At 53.3% G+C, this 17,922-nt stretch carries 15 protein-coding genes; 1 reads left to right on the top strand and 14 read right to left on the bottom strand.

Features of this window, described 5'->3' with window-relative positions; translation table 11 throughout:
• Nucleotides 1-11: 11 nt before the first annotated feature.
• From carA to ribF, 7 genes are all read right to left on the bottom strand, one after another.
• Entirely contained in the window at nucleotides 12-1,160 is a 1,149-nt protein-coding gene (gene carA, locus CRO33_RS12225) for a glutamine-hydrolyzing carbamoyl-phosphate synthase small subunit (RefSeq protein WP_097118317.1), read from the bottom strand.
• Between the two features lie 471 nt (nucleotides 1,161-1,631).
• Nucleotides 1,632-2,447 carry a 4-hydroxy-tetrahydrodipicolinate reductase gene (dapB, locus tag CRO33_RS12220; protein WP_097118316.1) on the bottom strand — a complete coding sequence of 272 codons (816 nt, stop codon included), beginning with the start codon at nucleotides 2,445-2,447 and terminating at the stop codon, nucleotides 1,632-1,634.
• Between the two features lie 222 nt (nucleotides 2,448-2,669).
• The gene (gene ispH, locus CRO33_RS12215) at nucleotides 2,670-3,623 is read right to left on the bottom strand and encodes a 4-hydroxy-3-methylbut-2-enyl diphosphate reductase (protein WP_034826097.1); all 954 of its coding nucleotides are present in this window, start codon (nucleotides 3,621-3,623) and stop codon (nucleotides 2,670-2,672) included.
• Nucleotides 3,604-4,074: an FKBP-type peptidyl-prolyl cis-trans isomerase gene (gene fkpB, locus CRO33_RS12210; RefSeq protein ID WP_034826099.1), complete on the bottom strand. Its 471-nt coding sequence runs from the start codon at nucleotides 4,072-4,074 to the stop codon at nucleotides 3,604-3,606. Before fkpB ends, ispH begins: the two co-directional genes overlap by 20 nt.
• Nucleotides 4,075-4,077: 3 nt before the next feature.
• Nucleotides 4,078-4,581 carry a signal peptidase II gene (lspA, locus tag CRO33_RS12205; protein ID WP_097118315.1) on the bottom strand — a complete coding sequence of 168 codons (504 nt, stop codon included), beginning with the start codon at nucleotides 4,579-4,581 and terminating at the stop codon, nucleotides 4,078-4,080.
• Nucleotides 4,581-7,400 (bottom strand): isoleucine--tRNA ligase, encoded by a 2,820-nt coding sequence (gene ileS, locus CRO33_RS12200; protein WP_097118314.1) that lies wholly within the window; start codon nucleotides 7,398-7,400, stop codon nucleotides 4,581-4,583. The genes lspA and ileS overlap by 1 nt, the downstream gene beginning before the upstream one ends.
• A 27-nt stretch (nucleotides 7,401-7,427) precedes the next feature.
• Entirely contained in the window at nucleotides 7,428-8,366 is a 939-nt protein-coding gene (gene ribF, locus CRO33_RS12195) for a bifunctional riboflavin kinase/FAD synthetase (RefSeq protein WP_058959365.1), read from the bottom strand.
• 318 nt (nucleotides 8,367-8,684) lie between these two features.
• Here ribF and rpsT point away from each other — a divergent pair, with 318 nt between their 5' ends.
• The gene (gene rpsT, locus CRO33_RS12190) at nucleotides 8,685-8,948 is read left to right on the top strand and encodes a 30S ribosomal protein S20 (protein ID WP_034826107.1); all 264 of its coding nucleotides are present in this window, start codon (nucleotides 8,685-8,687) and stop codon (nucleotides 8,946-8,948) included.
• Between the two features lie 52 nt (nucleotides 8,949-9,000).
• Here the strand turns inward: rpsT and nhaR are convergent, their stop codons facing one another.
• From nhaR to tal, 7 genes are all read right to left on the bottom strand, one after another.
• Nucleotides 9,001-9,903, bottom strand: a complete 903-nt coding sequence (nhaR, locus tag CRO33_RS12185; protein ID WP_058959366.1) for a transcriptional activator NhaR — start codon at nucleotides 9,901-9,903, stop codon at nucleotides 9,001-9,003.
• Between the two features lie 34 nt (nucleotides 9,904-9,937).
• Nucleotides 9,938-11,116 (bottom strand): Na+/H+ antiporter NhaA, encoded by a 1,179-nt coding sequence (gene nhaA / locus CRO33_RS12180; protein WP_034826111.1) that lies wholly within the window; start codon nucleotides 11,114-11,116, stop codon nucleotides 9,938-9,940.
• 167 nt (nucleotides 11,117-11,283) lie between these two features.
• Complete coding sequence (gene dnaJ / locus CRO33_RS12175) at nucleotides 11,284-12,417, bottom strand: molecular chaperone DnaJ (RefSeq protein WP_097118313.1); 1,134 nt, start codon at nucleotides 12,415-12,417, stop codon at nucleotides 11,284-11,286.
• Nucleotides 12,418-12,520: 103 nt separating this feature from the next.
• Nucleotides 12,521-14,431: a molecular chaperone DnaK gene (dnaK, locus tag CRO33_RS12170; protein WP_097118312.1), complete on the bottom strand. Its 1,911-nt coding sequence runs from the start codon at nucleotides 14,429-14,431 to the stop codon at nucleotides 12,521-12,523.
• 212 nt (nucleotides 14,432-14,643) lie between these two features.
• The gene (locus tag CRO33_RS12165) at nucleotides 14,644-15,945 is read right to left on the bottom strand and encodes an MFS transporter (protein WP_097118311.1); all 1,302 of its coding nucleotides are present in this window, start codon (nucleotides 15,943-15,945) and stop codon (nucleotides 14,644-14,646) included.
• A gap of 113 nt (nucleotides 15,946-16,058) precedes the next feature.
• Nucleotides 16,059-16,646, bottom strand: coding sequence for a molybdopterin adenylyltransferase (mog, locus tag CRO33_RS12160; protein ID WP_038649159.1), 588 nt, complete (start codon nucleotides 16,644-16,646; stop codon nucleotides 16,059-16,061).
• 123 nt (nucleotides 16,647-16,769) lie between these two features.
• Nucleotides 16,770-17,723: a transaldolase gene (gene tal / locus CRO33_RS12155; protein ID WP_034826122.1), complete on the bottom strand. Its 954-nt coding sequence runs from the start codon at nucleotides 17,721-17,723 to the stop codon at nucleotides 16,770-16,772.
• Nucleotides 17,724-17,922 lie beyond the last annotated feature (199 nt).

The raw sequence follows: 17,922 nt of genomic DNA, 5'->3' as shown, positions 1-17,922 counted from the left end.
TGGGCTCCTGATTACTTCGCGTTAGAACGGTAAGCTTCGATCAGTTCGATAAAGTGATCGAACAGCGTCGCCGCATCGTGCGGGCCTGGGCTCGCTTCAGGGTGTCCCTGGAAGCTGAAGGCCGGTTTATCTGTGCGGTGAATACCTTGCACCGTCTGGTCGAACAGCGACACATGCGTGACACGCAGATTCGCTGGCAGCTGGCTGTCATCAACCGCGAAACCGTGGTTCTGCGCGGTAATCATCACCACATTGTTGTCGAGATCTTTGACCGGGTGGTTGCCGCCGTGATGACCGAGTTTCATCTTCACGGTTTTTGCACCGCTTGCCAGCGCCAGCAGCTGATGGCCGAGGCAAATACCAAATACCGGAATATCAGTTTTCAGGAAGGCCTGAATGGCGTTGATGGCGTAATCGCAAGGCTCCGGGTCACCAGGACCGTTCGACAGGAAAATGCCGTCTGGATTGAGTGCCAGCACCTCTTCTGCGCTGGTCTTTGCCGGGACAACCGTCAAACGGCAACCGCGATCCACCAGCATTCGCAGGATGTTGCGCTTAGCGCCGAAGTCATAGGCGACAACGTGGAATGGCAGCTCTGCAGCCGTTTTCTGCTCAGGCAAATCCCCTTCCAGTGTCCAGCTACCCTGCTGCCACGCGTAAGTTTCCGCCGTGGTCACTTCTTTCGCCAGGTCCATGCCTTTCAAGCCCGGGAACGCCTGCGCTTTTTGCAGCGCCAGTGCCGCATCCGGATTATCACCCGCGATAATGCAGCCGCTCTGAGCGCCCTTCTCGCGCAGCAAACGGGTCAGTTTGCGCGTGTCGATATCGGCGATGCCGACAATGTTATTGCGCTGCAAGTAAGCTGACAGGCTTTCTTCACTACGGAAGTTGCTGGTGATCAGCGGCAGGTCGCGAATAACGAGGCCTTGAGCATGGATTTGGCTGGATTCTTCATCGGCGGCGTTAACGCCAACATTGCCGATATGGGGATAAGTGAGGGTAACGATTTGGCGGGAATAGGAAGGATCAGTGAGGATTTCTTGATAACCAGTCATTGACGTGTTGAAAACGACTTCCCCCACTGCCGACCCCGTTGCCCCGATGGCCCGACCGTGGAATTGGGTTCCGTCTTCCAGAACCAAGAGCGCTGACTTAATCAAAACATCCTCCAGGGAATAAACAGTCACAATATTTGCATATTAATTCAAAATACATGCCCGAATCAATGCAAAATCCGCCTGAATGCTCGAATTTTGGCAAATTGCGCGCATTCTAATGATCGACCTTCAGCTTGTCTACCCTGAGTGGCTATTTTTTTGTATTTTTAAGGCTGTTGAATGTTAAAAAGCGAGAAAGGCGATAAAAGAGTGAGATAAGTGAGGAAAATAAACGGTTGCTAAGCGGCAATAATCGCAAACACGTGCTACCGCGCATAAATTTTTGACCAAATGGTCAAAAATCGCATCTTACTGACCTCCTGATAGAACTAAACATTGAAAAATAGACATCAAAAGACAAAAATACAATTAAGCCATCATTTTAATAAGTAAAATAAAGGGCAATGATCACATTGCCCTATTCAATCATCATCTTACCGATTGAAATAACCACATCACGATGGTTCACAACACTCACAACATCGATAAATCCAGCACATCCCGCATATCATAGAGGCCAGATTTCTTGTTCTTCAACCAACTTGCCGCCTTAACTGCGCCATTAGCAAAGGTCATGCGGCTGGAAGCCTTATGGGTAATCTCTACACGCTCGCCAATATCAGCAAACATCGCGGTATGTTCACCAACAATATCGCCTGCGCGTACGGTAGCAAAGCCGATGGTCTGTGCTTGACGCTCGCCGGTATGGCCTTCGCGTGCGTAAACCGCGTGCTCGTCCAATTTCCAGTTCATCGCATCGGCAATTGCTTCGCCCATCGCTAACGCTGTACCTGATGGTGCATCAACTTTATGACGGTGGTGCGCTTCCACAATTTCAATATCAGCATAGTCACCCATCACTTTGGCTGCTTGCTGCAGCAGATTCAGCACCAGGTTCACACCAACACTAAAGTTAGCGGCAAACACAATGCCAATTTCTTCGGCAGCGGCGCGAATCGCTTCTTTACCTGCCTCATCAAAGCCGGTGGTGCCAATTACCATCGCCTTTTTATGCTTGCGGCAGAATGCCAGGTATTCCAGCGTACCTTCCGGCCGAGTAAAGTCGATCAGCACATCAAAATCATTGACCACTTTCAGCAAATCATCGGTAACGTTAATATCGGTTTTACCGATACCAGCCAGTTCACCTGCGTCAGCGCCCAGCAGTGAAGAACCGCTACGTGCCAGTGCTGCGCCTAACGCGACACCTTCCGCTTGCTGCACAGCCTGAATTAAATTGCGTCCCATGCGGCCTGGCGCACCAACGATAGCAATGCGGATATCACTCATAATTATTCATTCCTGATACAAATCTATGCATGCAAAGCGTAAACAGGTTAACGGTCAGATAACAGTCACGCCACAATAAAAAAGGGATAATAAGAATTTTATGCCAGCCGCCAAACATTATCAGTAAAAGCAATCCCACCTGCTGGAAGTGGTCTATTTGGCGACGACAGATAAAGAAAAGGCCGAACGATGTCGGCCTGATTCTGTTTCGATAGCAAACGCTTACTGGACGTTGCGCACTTCGACACGCAACTCTTTTGGCACTTCAAACACAATGTTCTCTTCACGGCCAATCAGCTCAATCGCTGCTTCGCCGCCATACTCTTTCAAGCGCTGAATCACCTGCTGCACCAGAATATCCGGTGCCGAGGCACCCGCCGTCACACCGATGATCTGCTTGCCTTTAACCCACTCTTCCTGAATGTCATCTGCTGAATCGATCAGCTTCGCCAGTTTCCCCGCACGCTGTGCCAGTTCGGCCAGACGGTTGGAGTTAGAGGAGTTTTTCGAGCCCACCACCAGCACCACTTCCGCATCACGCGCCAGAACACGCACGGCTTCCTGGCGGTTAGTCGTGGCGTAACAGATATCATCTTTGCGTGGGCCAATAATTGCCGGGAAGCGCTGACGCAGTGCATCAATCACATCTGATGTATCATCAACCGATAAAGTTGTCTGCGTCATGAAGCACAGATTGCCTTCGTCCTTAACGCTCAGCTTGAACACATCTTCCGGTGACTCCACCAAATACATGCCACCATTGGGGTTGTTGTACTGCCCCATGGTGCCTTCTACTTCAGGGTGTCCGGCATGACCAATCAGAATGGCCTCCACACCTTTACGGCTGGCGCGCGCCACTTCCATATGTACCTTGGTCACCAACGGACAAGTGGCGTCAAACAGCATGGTGAGATTGCGCGCTTTCGCTTCCGCCCGCACCGCCTGAGAAACGCCGTGAGCAGAGAAGATCAGGATGGCATCGTCCGGCACTTCGCTGATCTCTTCAATGAAGATCGCTCCCCGATCGCGCAAGCTGCTCACCACGTAGCGGTTATGTACCACTTCGTGACGCACGTAGATCGGTGCACCGTACATCTCCAGCGCGCGCTCCACGATGCTGATGGCGCGATCCACGCCTGCACAGAAACCGCGAGGGTTAGCTAACAGGATTTGCATCGCTGGCCTCCAGCACCGGATCAATCTCCAGCACTTCAATTTCAAACTGAATGCGCTGGCCAGCCAACGGATGGTTAAAATCAACGGTGATCGAGTCACCGGAAATTTCACGGATCACACCCGGCATCTCGCTACCACCTCTGCCGCTGAACAGCATGATGGAACCGACTTCCGGTTCGCCAGCATCTTTAAAGTCACGGCGCGAAAAGTACTGAACCAGGTCCGGACTGGTGCCGCCAAAGGCATCTTCCGGTGCCAGCGTAAAGGCATGCTTATCGCCGACTTTACGTCCTAACAGTTCCTGTTCCAATGCACCAGACAAGCTGCCATCTCCCAGACGGAACAGCGCTGGTTTGCCGTTGGCGCGTGTTGATTCCGCTGTTGAGCCATCTTCCAGCTTCAGCGTGAAATGCACCAGCAACGCGCTATCGCGCTGTACGGACTCAGTCATTTGTTACCCTTTCTCTTTGACCTGTTTGTCTTTCGGCGTGAGGAATCCTTCCAGCACCACCAACGCCGCACCAATACAGATGCCGCAGTCAGCGATGTTGAAGGTGGCGAAATGCCAGTCACCAACGTAGAAGTCGATGAAATCCACCACGAAGCCGTGATATGCACGGTCAAACAGGTTACCCAACGCCCCGCCGATAATCAGCGCGTAGGCAATATTGGTTAATTTGTGACTTGCACGGTTGCGATACATCATCATCACCAGCGCGACCACAATCGCAATCGCGATGCCGGCAAAGAACCAACGCTGCCAGCCACCTTTATCCGCCAGGAAGCTGAACGCCGCGCCATAGTTGTGCGCGTAGAACAGATTCAGGAACGGTATCAGCGGCTGAGTTTCATGCAGCATCATGTTGTTCATGATCCACTGCTTGCTGGCGAAATCGACCACGATCACCACCAGCACCAGCCACAACCAGCGCAATCCGGTAGAGCAGAGTTTACTCATCAGGCAAATTTCCGCACTTCACCGTTGCCGGCTACGTTGGTGTAACAACGTCCACAGACCGCAGCATGCTCCGGATTCTGGCCAACGTCAGTAGTGTAATGCCAGCAACGCGGACATTTCTCGCCTTCTGCTTTGTGCAGTGCGATTTTCAGACCTTTCAGTACTTCGCTCTGCTGCGCTTCATCGCTGGCAGTGGCGTAATCCGCCACCGTCGCGCCGGAAGTCAGCAGGACAAAACGCAACTCATCGCCCAGCGCCTGCAGTTTAGCGGCCAGTTCAGCATCCGCGTAAAGCGTTACTGTGGCTTCCAGTGCGCCACCGATACGTTTATCGCTGCGCGCCTGCTCGATCACTTTGTTGACTTCACCGCGCACTTTCAGCAGCTCATCCCAATAAGCGTCGTTCAGTGCTTCGTTATCCGCCAGACCAAACAGGCCTTCATACCACTCTTCGGTGAATACGTATTTAGCACGTTCACCCGGCAGGTAGCCCCAGATTTCATCAGCAGTGAAGGACATGATTGGCGCCATCCAGCGCACCAGCGCTTCAACAATGTGCCACAGCGCGGTCTGGCAACTGCGACGCGCCAGGCTGTCACCTTTCGCGGTGTACTGACGATCTTTAATCACATCAAGATAGAACGAGCCCATTTCGATGGAGCAGAAGTGCATCAGACGCTGCACCACTTCATGGAAATCGTAGTTCTCGTAAGACTGGACGATGTCCTGCTGTGCAGCCAGCGCACGGCCAACCGCCCAGCGATCTACCACCACCATCTCTTCGGGTTTCACGCAATCGGTCGCCGGGTTGAAGCCCGCGAGGTTAGCCAGCAGGAAACGCGCGGTGTTACGGATACGACGATAGCTGTCCGCTGCACGCTTCAGGATTTCGTCGGACACCGCCATTTCACCGGAGTAATCCGTTGAGGCGACCCACAGACGCAGAATGTCCGCGCCCAGTTTGTCCATTACGTCCTGCGGTGCCACGGTGTTGCCGATGGATTTCGACATTTTGCGGCCCTGACCGTCCACGGTGAAACCGTGCGTCAGTACCTGACGGTAAGGCGCTTTGCCTTTCATCGCCGTCGAGATCATCAGCGAAGACATGAACCAGCCACGATGCTGATCTGAACCTTCCAGATACATATCCGGCGCATGGCCGCCAAATTCTGGACGCGCATCGACCACAGAGTAGCTGGTTGATCCTGAATCGAACCACACATCCAGCGTATCTGGCACTTTGACATAGTGATCAGCGTCATCGCCCATCAGATCGCGCGGATCAAGATCCCACCATGCCTGAATGCCATCCTGCTCTACGCACTTCGCGACTTTTTCCATCAGCTCCAGTGTATCCGGGTGCAGCTGCTCGGTCTCTTTATGTACGAATAGCGCCATTGGCACGCCCCACGTACGCTGACGCGAGATACACCAATCTGGACGGTTCGCCACCATCGCTTCGATACGCGCCTGGCCCCAGTCTGGGATCCACTGCACGCCTTTAATCTCTTTCAGCGACTGCGCACGCAGGCCCTTCTGATCCATGCTGATGAACCACTGCGGGGTGGCACGGAAGATAATCGGGGTTTTGTGACGCCAGCAGTGTGGATAGCTGTGCAGCAGTTTCTCTACGTGCAGCAGCGCGCCTTTCTCTTTCAGCAGCTCAACGATCATGTCGTTGGCTTTAAACACGTTTACACCATCCAGCGTAGGATAGGTGCCTGGCAGGTACGCGCCATCCGGGCCGACCGGGTTAGCGGTTTCCAGACCGTATTTCTGGCCGATCACATAGTCATCTGGGCCGTGGCCAGGTGCGGTATGCACTGCACCGGTACCCGCTTCCAGCGTAACGTGCTCGCCCAATACGACTTTGGATTGGATCTGCTCAAGGAACGGGTGCTGGAACAGCTGCAGCTCAAGTGCCGCACCGTTGCATTCGCCCAGTACTTTCCACTCAGTGATGCCCGCGCGCTTCATCACACCCTCAACCATCTCTTTGGCGAGGATCAAGCTGCGGCCTTCGATTTGCAGCAACTGGTATTCGAACTCAGGATGCAGTGAGATACCGCGGTTGGCCGGCATGGTCCACGGGGTAGTGGTCCAGATCACCAGAGAAACCGGGCCTTCAGAGGCGGCAACGCCAAACTTCGCACGCACCGCATCGGCATCAACGGCGTTAAACATCACGTCGATAGATGGGGAAGTTTTGTCGTAGTACTCGACTTCTGCTTCAGCCAGCGCCGAGCGGCAATCCATGCACCAGTGCACCGGCTTGGCGCCTTTGTGCAGGTGGCCGTTGCCAATGATTTTACTCAGCGCACGAATGATGTTGGCTTCGGTTTTGAAGTCCATGGTCAGGTAGGGACGATCCCAGTCGCCCAGCACGCCGAGACGGATGAAGTCTTTCTTCTGGCCTTCAACCTGTTCAGCAGCGTAGTTGCGGCAGGCGGCACGGAATTCCGCGGCGGAGACTTTCTCGCCTGGCTTACCGATCATCTGCTCAACTTTGTGCTCGATAGGCAAACCATGGCAGTCCCAACCCGGCACATACGGCGAGTCATAGCCCGCCATGCCTTTCGACTTAACGATAATGTCTTTCAGAATCTTGTTAACGGAGTGACCAATATGAATGCTGCCGTTCGCGTAAGGAGGGCCATCATGCAAAATAAAGGTTTTTTTCCCTTTTTTGGCTTCGCGGATGATGCCGTACAGGTTGTCATCAGTCCAACGTTGCAGCATTCCCGGTTCGCGTTTGGCCAGATCGCCACGCATCGGGAACCCCGTTTCCGGCAAATTCAGGGTAGATTTATAGTCACTCATCAGATTCTCGGTTCCGTATTTCGGTCATTAAGCCGGTGCGTTAAGCCCAAAAAATTGGCGGGCCGTCACCACATCTTTCGCAATTTGTTCTTTCAACGCGTCCAGCGAAGCGAAACGCTGTTCGTCGCGAATCTTCTGTTTCAGCACCACCTCAATGTGGTGGCCATAAAGATTCATATGTGTGTCAAGCAGGTGAACTTCAAGCTGCTGACGCAGACCTTTTACCGTCGGACGTGTGCCAATGTTGGCCACGCCAGCGATGGGCTTGTCGCCCAGGCCTAACACTTCTACCGCAAACACCCCTTTCACCGGCGTTACTGTGCGGCGCAATGGAATGTTAGCGGTGGGGAAACCAATGGTGCGCCCCAGTGCATCACCGTGCACCACGCGCCCTGAAATGCTGAATGGATGGCCCAGCAGCGCTTCCGCCTGCGCAAAATCATCCTGTGCCAGTGCCTGACGTACCGCCGTGCTACTGATACGCGCACCGCCATCACAATAGGTCTGGGTGCTGATGACGTCGAAGCCATACTCGACACCGGCTTTCTGTAATAACAGGAAATCTCCCTGGCGACCAGCGCCAAAGCGGAAATCATCACCCACTGCGAGAAACTTCACGTTGAGTTTATCGACCAGCAGTTCTGCGATAAAACTTTGTGCGGAGTGTGCCGCAAAACGGCGATCAAAGCGGACGCAGAGCACCGCATCAACACCCGCCAGCTCGAGATACTTCAGCTTCTCGCGCAAACGCGTCAGGCGTGCCGGGGCTTTGTCACCGGCAAACAATTCAAGTGGTTGCGGTTCAAACAGCATCACCACCACCGGCAGATTGCGTTGACGTCCTTCAGCAATCAACTCCGCCATCAATGCCTGGTGGCCGCGATGTACGCCGTCAAAATTGCCAATGGTCAGGACGCAGCCGCGATGCTGCTCTTTCAGATTATAAATACCGCGGATAAACTTCATGGCTGACTCAAACCGGTGGAAATCGGCGGATTATACCCTTGAATGGCCTTCAGGTTAACCCGTCTGCGTGCCTTTCCTGCGTATGGTGCGGCTTAATGCGCACGCAACCCATTGCTCAGGCAGGTAATGAAGATTTTTAATGCGAAATACTGTATTCAGCGACGTGTTGCTGGTAGAATCCTGCGCCATCAATTACGTAATCAAGCGCCGTTGCTAAAACGACGCTTATTTGCACAAATCCATTGACAAAAGAAGGCGCAAAAGGCATAGTCCTCGGCCTTTGATTTGTCCATATAGATCACATTTGGGAGTTGGACCTTGGCTAATATCAAATCAGCTAAGAAACGCGCCGTAACATCTGAGAAACGTCGCAAGCATAACGCAAGCAACCGTTCAATGATGCGTACTTTCATCAAGAAAGTATACGCGGCTATCGCAACAGGCGACAAAGCTGCTGCGCAGAACGCATTCAACGAAATGCAACCAATCGTGGACCGTCAGGCTGCTAAAGGTCTGATCCACAAAAACAAAGCTGCACGCCATAAAGCAAACCTGGCTGCACAGATCACCAAACTGGCTTAATCGCCTGTTAGGTTATCGCTTTGTCGAAAAAACCGGCGCTTAGCCGGTTTTTTTATGCCTGCGATTTAGCATTAAAGAGTGCGCTGAAATCACGATTGCAGATGCGCTGCACCGCCGGATGTTGAATCATACGCTCGGCAAAAATCACGTGATACTCCTCCATCACCGCCTCCAGACGCCCTATTTCACGGATCGTATCATCGCGATAGATCTCAGCGCCATAGAGTGTCGGCGCGACAAAAATCGCATTGTTCTGCGCACCAAAGGCCTTCATCAAAGCCGCATCATCAAACTCGCCCAGAATATCCACCTGCAACCCCTGGCTGTGAATCCAGTTCAGCAACTTGCGGCCGAGCATCGAGCGACGCCCGGGAATGAGCAGGCGACGCTGCTCTAAACATGCCGGGAAAGGACGATCGGGCAGCGGTGCATTGCACCAGAAACTGACTGGGCATTCGCCGAGTTTCACTGAGAACAAACCTTCCTGCTGAGTGGAGTCGATTGGGCAATCCGAGACAATCATGTCGAGCTTGTGCTGGCTCAGTTGCTCCAGCAACATCTCGTGCGTTGACTCGAAACAGCGCAGATGAATTTTCTCCTCCGACACCACGGCCGCTTCCAGCACTTTGCTCACCAGTGGCTTCGATAATGCATCCGCCACCCCCACGTCGAACAACAGATGCGACTCTTTGCGATAGTTAACGATATCCAGCATCTCCTGGCTGAGCATGAACATGCGATCGGCGTAGCGAAACACCAGTTGTCCGAGTTCATTAGGCACTAAACCCCGTCCCTGCCGACGAAACAGCGCGCCACCCAATTGCTCTTCCAGTGCTTTAATCTGACCCGTCACCGTTTGGGGCGTCAGGCACAGGACATCAGCGGCGCGTACCACGGAGCCGGTTTTGCACACCTGCCAGAAATAATAGAGATGATTGAAATTGAGCTGATTCATTATAAAAAAAGGAGGCTTACGCCTCCTTCCCTGTTTATCGCAGTTTGATACGCAGCAGCGTGTAACCAATTACTGCCGACAGCAGCGAGCCACTGAGGATACCGAGTTTCGAGAAGGTCACCAACTGCTCATGTGCGGCGTCAAAGGCCAGTGAACTAATGAAGATCGACATGGTGAAGCCAATACCACACAGTACACCGATCGCCATGATATCGCGTATTGCGGTGCCGTTCGGCAACACCGCCAGTCGCCACTTCACTGCCAGCCAGCAGAACAAAGTAATGCCCAGCGGTTTACCGATCAACAGGCCGAGGATAATGCCCAGTGGCTCCGGTGACAGCACGTCGCCAAAGGTAATGCCACTTAAAGAGATACCGGCGTTAGCGAAAGCGAACAGCGGCAGAATCAGCCAGTTCACCCAGGGCATCAAACCGTGTGCCAAATGTTCTGCAGGCGAATGGCCATCCTTCTCTTCCAGCGGCACGAAGAAGCCCACGATCACCCCTGCCAGCGTGGCATGCACGCCGGATTTAAGCACAGCGGTCCACAGCACCACACCCACCAGCATGTAAATCGCAATGTTACGCACTCCGCAGCGGTTCAATATCGCCAGCAATACGATAGCGCCAGCTGCGACGCTCAGCGACAGCACCGAGAGATCGCTGGTATAGAACAGCGCGATGATCACGATAGCGCCGAGATCATCAATAATCGCCAGTGCCATCAGGAACACTTTCAGTGCGGCAGGTACGCGGCTGCCGAGCAGTGCCAGCACACCTAGAGCAAAGGCAATGTCAGTGGCAGTTGGGATCGCCCAGCCGTTGCGAGCGATTTCATCAGCATGATTGAAACCAAAGAAGATCAGCCCGGGAACCACCATACCACCGAGCGCTGCAATCACCGGGAAGATGGCACGGTCGCGACTGGCTAATTCACCAATCATCAGCTCACGCTTCACTTCAAGGCCGATTAACAAGAAGAACAACGCCATCAACGCATCGTTGATCCACAGCAACAGGTTTTTGCTGATATCCAGTGCGCCAAAACGAATTTGCACCGGCTCAGCGAGGAACGATTGATAACCTTGCGCGGTTTCTGCACTGTTGGCAAGGATCATTGCCGCAACAGCGGCAAGAATCAGCACGATGCCGTTGCTGGCATCGCTCGCGATAAAGCTCTTCAGTAAGCTTCGAATACTACGGGGTTTGTTCACAACTCCTCCTGAGCAGGACAATTTTTAGCGGCTAGTTTAGCGGCGTAAATACCTCGTTAAAAGCAGCTTATGTCTCGTTTATAGATCGGTAATAACGATCTATTAAATCACAGTCATAAAAAAAGCGGAGAGTCGCCTCTCCGCTTCATTGTGAACCACTTACCCGATTAGCGGGTCAGATCGTCAAAGAACTTTTTCACACCATCGAAGAAGCTTTTAGAGCGCGGGCTGTTTTTCTCACCCGTTGGGCCGCCAAAGCTCTCTTCCAGCTCACGCAATAACGCTTTCTGTTTGTCGTTGAGGCTAACTGGCGTTTCCACCACCACACGGCACAGCAAATCGCCAACGGCTCCGCCACGAACCGACTTCACACCTTTACCGCGCATGCGGAACAACTTGCCGGTTTGCGTTTCAGACGGCACTTTCAGCTTCACACGACCATCAAGAGTAGGCACTTCGATCTCGCCACCCAATGCCGCCATCGCGAAGTTGATCGGCACTTCACAGTACAGATTGTTATCTTCACGCTCGAAGATCGGGTGTTTCTTCACCGAGACCTGAACGTACAGATCGCCTGCTGGTGCACCATGCTCACCCGCTTCACCTTCGCCACTCAGACGAATGCGATCGCCGGTATCCACGCCTGCCGGGATTTTCACCGACAAGGTTTTCTGGCGTTCAACGCGACCATGTCCATGACAGGCATTGCACGGATCTTTGATCACCGAACCACGACCGTGACAGGTCGGACACGCCTGCTGTACGGTGAAGAAGCCCTGGCGCATCTGCACCTGACCCGCACCATGACAGGTTGAACAGGTCTGTGGCTGCGTACCCGCTTTAGCCCCGCTGCCGTGGCAGACATCACACTCTTCCAGGGTAGGAATGCGGATCTCTTTGGTCACGCCGCGTACCGCTTCTTCCAGCGACAGCTCCATGTTGTAGCGTAAATCGGCGCCACGGGCAGCACGCTGACGGCGTCCACCACCAAAAATATCGCCAAATACGTCGCCAAAGATATCGCTGAAGTCAGCACCGCCGCCGCCACCGAATCCACCACCGCCCATGCCACCCTGTTCAAAGGCTGCATGGCCGTACTGGTCATAGGCCGCACGCTTCTGCGCATCGGTCAGGACTTCGTAGGCTTCTTTAATCTCTTTAAACTTAGCTTCGGCTTCTTTATTGTCCGGGTTACGGTCCGGATGGTATTTCATCGCCAGGCGCTTGTAAGCCTTTTTGATTTCACGCTCATCTGCGGATTTAGAGACGCCTAAGATCTCGTAAAAATCACTCTTAGCCATTTTGTTCTGCCCTTAACATGATCGCACGGGCGTGGAGAGATCTCCTACGCCCGTGCTGGTTTCAACGGCTGTCAGGCCAGCCGTCGCGCCCGGTCAGGGGCAATTATTTTTTATCTTTAACTTCTTCGAATTCAGCGTCGACAACATCGTCATCTTTCTTCGCTGAAGCGTCGCCAGCATCTGCTGCGCCCGCCTGGCCTTGCTGCTGCGCCAGTTCCATCAGTTTGCTTGAGACTTCCATCAATGCCTGCATTTTGGCTTCGATTTCTGCTTTATCTTCGCCTTTCAGCGCGGTGTTCAGCTCGGTCAGCGCAGACTCGATCGGTGCTTTGTCTTCAGCAGACAGTTTGTCACCGGCTTCGTCCAACTGCTTACGGGTGCTATGCGCAATCTGGTCACCCTGGTTGCGCGTCTGCACCAGCTCTTCGAACTTACGGTCAGACTCGGCATTCGCTTCTGCGTCACGCACCATTTTTTCGATCTCTTCTTCGTTCAGACCTGAAGAAGCTTTGATGGTGATCTTCTGCTCTTTACCGCTGTTTTTGTCTTTCGCAGACACGTGCAGGATACCATCGGCATCGATATCGAAGGTCACTTCGATCTGCGGCATACCGCGCGGTGCAGCCTGAATACCGTCGAGGTTGAACTGGCCCAGTGACTTGTTATCACCTGAACGCTTACGCTCACCCTGCAGCACGTGAATGGTCACGGCAGACTGGTTATCTTCAGCCGTCGAGAACACCTGGCTGTGCTTAGTTGGGATGGTGGTGTTCTTGCTGATCAGCGAAGTCATCACGCCACCCATGGTTTCGATACCCAGCGACAACGGGGTTACGTCCAGCAGCAGAACGTCTTTCACTTCACCGGCCAACACACCACCCTGAACCGCAGCACCTACAGCAACGGCTTCATCCGGGTTCACGTCTTTACGTGGCTCTTTACCAAAGAACTCAGTGACTTTGGCCTGAACCATTGGCATACGCGTCTGGCCACCAACGAGGATTACGTCGTTGATATCAGAAACAGACAGACCAGCGTCCTGCAGAGCAACTTTCAGTGGCTCGATAGAACGGGTCACCAGATCTTCAACCAGTGATTCCAGCTTCGCACGGGTCACTTTGATGTTCAGGTGCTTAGGACCGGTTGCATCTGCAGTGATGTACGGCAGGTTAACGTCGGTCTGCTGCGCTGAAGACAGTTCAATCTTCGCTTTTTCAGCCGCTTCTTTCAGACGCTGCATCGCCAGCGGATCGTTATGCAGATCGATGCCCTGATCTTTCTTGAATTCCGCGACTAAGTAGTTGATCAGACGGCTGTCGAAGTCTTCACCACCGAGGTGAGTATCACCGTTGGTCGCCAGTACTTCGAAGGTTTTCTCGCCATCAACTTCATCGATTTCGATGATAGAGATATCGAAAGTACCACCACCCAGGTCATATACCGCGATAGTACGGTTGCCCTGACCTTTATCCAGACCGTAAGCCAGTGCGGCTGCGGTAGGTTCGTTGATGATACGTTTTACGTCCAGACCCGCGATACGGCCGGCATCTTTGGTTGCCTGACGCTGTGCATCGTTAAAGTAAGCTGGAACAGTGATAACCGCTTCGGTTACCGCTTCACCGAGGAAATCTTCCGCGGTTTTCTTCATCTTTTTCAGCACTTCAGCAGAGATCTGCGGTGGTGCCATTTTCTGGTCTTTCACGTTCAACCATGCGTCACCGTTATCAGAACCGATGATTTTGTAAGGCATGATTTTAATATCACGCTGCACTTCTTCGTCCTGGAAACGACGGCCAATCAGGCGCTTGATCGCGAACAGGGTGTTCTGCGGGTTAGTCACCGCCTGACGTTTAGCCGGCTGACCGACCAGAGTTTCGCCATCTTGTGTATATGCAATGATTGACGGTGTGGTGCGATCGCCTTCGGCGTTTTCAAGCACACGTGCTTTACCACCATCCATAACCGCAACACATGAGTTGGTTGTACCCAAGTCAATACCAATAATCTTACCCATCTAAACGTCTCCCACTTAAATTCTTTGTCAATTAGCGTTGTTAGCAGATGTGCGGTCAAACTGACCCTTTTCAACTGCTGTGACAGCCTTTTTTTGCTGCCTGACATCACTCGATGACAACTAAATGGGGCCGCTTCAGAGCGCATCAAGGGTTAAAACTAAAATAATTTTAAAAAAATGCGGAAAAGAAAAAGGCGCTTACGCGCCTTAGGTTAGACATTCACCTGATTGAGCAGCGTCGATCGCTGTTTTTCGCTCTGCAGCCACAGGCCAACCAGCAAGCCAATCAGCGCCAACGCCAGCACATACCAGGCCGGCGCCATCGGCGTGAGTTGCATCATCAGCGTCACGCTAATCGGTGTCAGACCGCCAAAAATCGCATAGGCCACATTGTATGAGAAGGAGATGCCGGTGAAACGCACCGCCGCCGGGAACGCTTTGACCATTACAAAGGGCACCACACCCACCACGCCCACGCTCAATCCCGCCAGGCCATACCAGACGAACAGCATCTCAGGCGAACCATCCAGTTGATGGAAGAAGTTCCAGCTGAAGATGGCCAACAGCAACGAACCGCCCATCAGCGTTAATGCCGCGCCGAAGCGATCCACCAGCCAGCCAGCGACGACGCAGCCGATCAGCAACATGATGGTAGCAACGCTATTCGCCTGCAGACTTAACGCTGCGGGAATCGCATGCTGCTTCTGCATTAACGTGGGTGCCATCAGGATCACCACCACAATGCAGGCCGAAAGCAGCCAGGTGACCAACATCGACACCACAATCCCGCGCTTATGGCTGGTCAGAATGGTTTGCAGCGGGAGTTTCTCGGATAATGCTTTACGCTCCTGCATCTGTTTAAACACCGGCGTTTCATGTAACCAACGGCGCAGATACATTGCCAGCAAACCAAACAGGCCACCGAGGAAGAACGGAATGCGCCAGCCGTGATCGCGAATCGCAGCCGATGAAAGCGTGGTGTTCAGCAACGTCGCCACCAGCGAACCCAGCAAAATCCCCGCCGTTAAACCTGCTGTCAGCGTGCCACAGGCAAAACCGATGCGTTTTTCCGGCACATGTTCAGCCACGAAGACCCACGCACCCGGCACTTCACCACCAATCGCGGCGCCCTGCAGCACCCGCATCAGCAGCATCAAAATCGGCGCTGCGATGCCAATACTGGCATAAGTCGGCAGTGCGCCCATTGCCAGCGTGGGTAACGCCATTAACAGAATGCTCAGACTAAACATCTTCTTGCGCCCAATTTTGTCACCAAAGTGCGCCATGATGATGCCGCCCAGAGGGCGCGCCAGATAACCGGCGGCGAAAATCGCGAAGGTCTGCACCTGACGCAACCACTCTGGGATATCCGGCGGGAAAAATAGCTCGCCAATTACGGCGGCGAAGAAAACGAAGATGATGAAGTCGTAGAATTCCAGCGCCCCGCCGAGGGCGGCCAGCGACAGGGTTTTATAATCCTGGCCGTTGAGACGGCGCGATGTGTGTGCATCCATAGTCGTGCGGTATCCAGAAGCAAAGTCAGTGTGGTTGTAAAGCTGGAGTTACTATACCGTCAATATTTCGCCACACCAGCACCGCTGGATTTTATGCCTGAAAACGGCGATTTTCAGACGTTTGTCTCACGCCTTGCACTTTTAGGGCGAAATGCTGCTACCACCTCGGGATCGGTTTCCACATAGGGCCCTTCCAGTAACTGTAAACAATAAGGTACGGCGGCAAAAATGCCTGGCACTTTCACTGCACCATCTTCTGCTTTCAGCCCTTCCAGCGTCTCTTTGATGGATTTGGGCTGGCCCGGCAGATTGAGGATCAGCGACTGTTTGCGTATCACCCCCACCTGACGCGAAAGGATTGCAGTCGGTACAAACTGCAGGCTGATTTGGCGCATCTGTTCGCCAAAACCCGGCATCTCACGATCGGCGACTGCCAGAGTGGCATCGGGCGTCACATCGCGGCGCGCAGGACCGGTTCCGCCGGTGGTCAACACCAGATTGCAGAACAGTTCATCGACCAGTTCGCAGATCGCCTGTTCAATCATCGGCTGCTCATCGGGCACTAAACGGGTTTCGATTTCAAACGGGGTAGTCAGCGCGGCGGCGAGCCAGCTTTCCAGCGCCGGAATGCCTTGATCCTGATAAATGCCATTAGCAGCACGATCGGAAACGGAAATTAATCCAATACGTAAAGTATCCATTAAGTTATCGCTGTGGTTGACCGCAATGCGGTAATTGAAGGGGAATGCAAAAAGGATAATACAAAGCGGAAGCGAGGGGAAAGCGTAAAACCGTGGCGACGGGTGCCGCCACGGCAAATCACCTTACAGCAGTTCGGCGATCATCTTCTCAAGTTTGCCCTGATCGATGGCAAAGTTGCGGATACCTTCAGCCAGTTTGGTCACGGCCATTGGATCCTGGTTGTGCTGCCAGAAGAACTCAGCTTCGGTCATTTTCGCAGGGCGCGCTTTGACTTCACCGGTATAGCTCAGCTTGCGCTCAACCGCGCCTTCGCTCTCTGCCAGCTCTTTCAGCAGGCCCGGAGAGATGGTCAGACGGTCACAGCCGGCCAGTTCGATGATTTCACCGATGTTACGGAAGCTGGCACCCATTACCACAGTTTCATAACCGTGCTGTTTGTAATAGTTGTAGATTTCCGCCACTGACACTACGCCTGGATCTTCATGCGCAGCGTACTCTTTCTTGTCGGTGTTCTGCTTGTACCAGTCGAGGATACGGCCTACGAATGGCGAGATCAGGAACACGCCTGCTTCAGCACAAGCACGCGCCTGCGCGAAGGAGAACAGCAGAGTCAGGTTACAGTTGATGCCTTCTTTTTCCAGCTGCTCAGCAGCACGGATGCCCTGCCAGGTTGAGGCCAGTTTGATCAGGATACGGTCGTTGCTGATGCCCGCATCGTTGTACAGTTTGATCAGGCTACGTGCCTTCGCGATGCTCGCTTCGGTGTCGTAGGAGAGACGTGCGTCAACTTCGGTAGAGATACGGCCTGGGATCAGTTTCAGAATTTCCAGACCAATGTTGACGGCCAGCTTGTCAGAAACCAGTGCCAGCTGCTCTTCTTTGTTGCTGCTCTGCTGACGTGCCCAGGTAATGGCTTCGTCAATCAGTTTGCGGTATTCAGGGATTTGAGCGGCGTTGAGGATCAAAGAAGGGTTGGTGGTCGCATCTTGCGGCTGATAAAGCTTCATCGCCGCGATATCACCGGTGTCGGCGACCACAGTAGTCAGCTGACGCAAGGAAGTAAGTTTGTCCGTCATGGTTCTCTTTCTCTTAGGTTGACTGTCAGGGTGTAAAAGGCTGTTGGGATAATATCACGCACAATTCAGTGCGCAACATCACGAAGTGCCTCATAACGATAGCGCTAACAAATGGGAGCGATTTGCCGATCCGTGCAGCTTTTTTGCTACACTCGTCGCAACTTAATTCCCATCAATCCCCTGTTAACAAGCGGGTCAA

Source organism: Pantoea sp. GL120224-02, assembly GCF_900215395.1.
Classification (GTDB): Bacteria; Pseudomonadota; Gammaproteobacteria; order Enterobacterales; family Enterobacteriaceae; genus Pantoea; species Pantoea communis.
This window is presented reverse-complemented; position numbering and strand designations above follow the sequence as displayed.

Bases quoted from the DNA above. Each gene is read 5' to 3' on its own strand.
- dapB (WP_097118316.1), bottom strand. From the start codon at position 2,447: ATGAGTGATATCCGCATTGCTATCGTTGGTGCGCCAGGCCGCATGGGA.
- ispH (WP_034826097.1), bottom strand. From the start codon at position 3,623: ATGCAAATCCTGTTAGCTAACCCTCGCGGTTTCTGTGCAGGCGTGGAT.
- fkpB (WP_034826099.1), bottom strand. From the start codon at position 4,074: ATGACTGAGTCCGTACAGCGCGATAGCGCGTTGCTGGTGCATTTCACG.
- lspA (WP_097118315.1), bottom strand. From the start codon at position 4,581: ATGAGTAAACTCTGCTCTACCGGATTGCGCTGGTTGTGGCTGGTGCTG.
- ileS (WP_097118314.1), bottom strand. From the start codon at position 7,400: ATGAGTGACTATAAATCTACCCTGAATTTGCCGGAAACGGGGTTCCCG.
- ribF (WP_058959365.1), bottom strand. From the start codon at position 8,366: ATGAAGTTTATCCGCGGTATTTATAATCTGAAAGAGCAGCATCGCGGC.
- nhaR (WP_058959366.1), bottom strand. From the start codon at position 9,903: ATGAATCAGCTCAATTTCAATCATCTCTATTATTTCTGGCAGGTGTGC.
- dnaJ (WP_097118313.1), bottom strand. From the start codon at position 12,417: ATGGCTAAGAGTGATTTTTACGAGATCTTAGGCGTCTCTAAATCCGCA.
- dnaK (WP_097118312.1), bottom strand. From the start codon at position 14,431: ATGGGTAAGATTATTGGTATTGACTTGGGTACAACCAACTCATGTGTT.
- CRO33_RS12165 (WP_097118311.1), bottom strand. From the start codon at position 15,945: ATGGATGCACACACATCGCGCCGTCTCAACGGCCAGGATTATAAAACC.
- mog (WP_038649159.1), bottom strand. From the start codon at position 16,646: ATGGATACTTTACGTATTGGATTAATTTCCGTTTCCGATCGTGCTGCT.
- tal (WP_034826122.1), bottom strand. From the start codon at position 17,723: ATGACGGACAAACTTACTTCCTTGCGTCAGCTGACTACTGTGGTCGCC.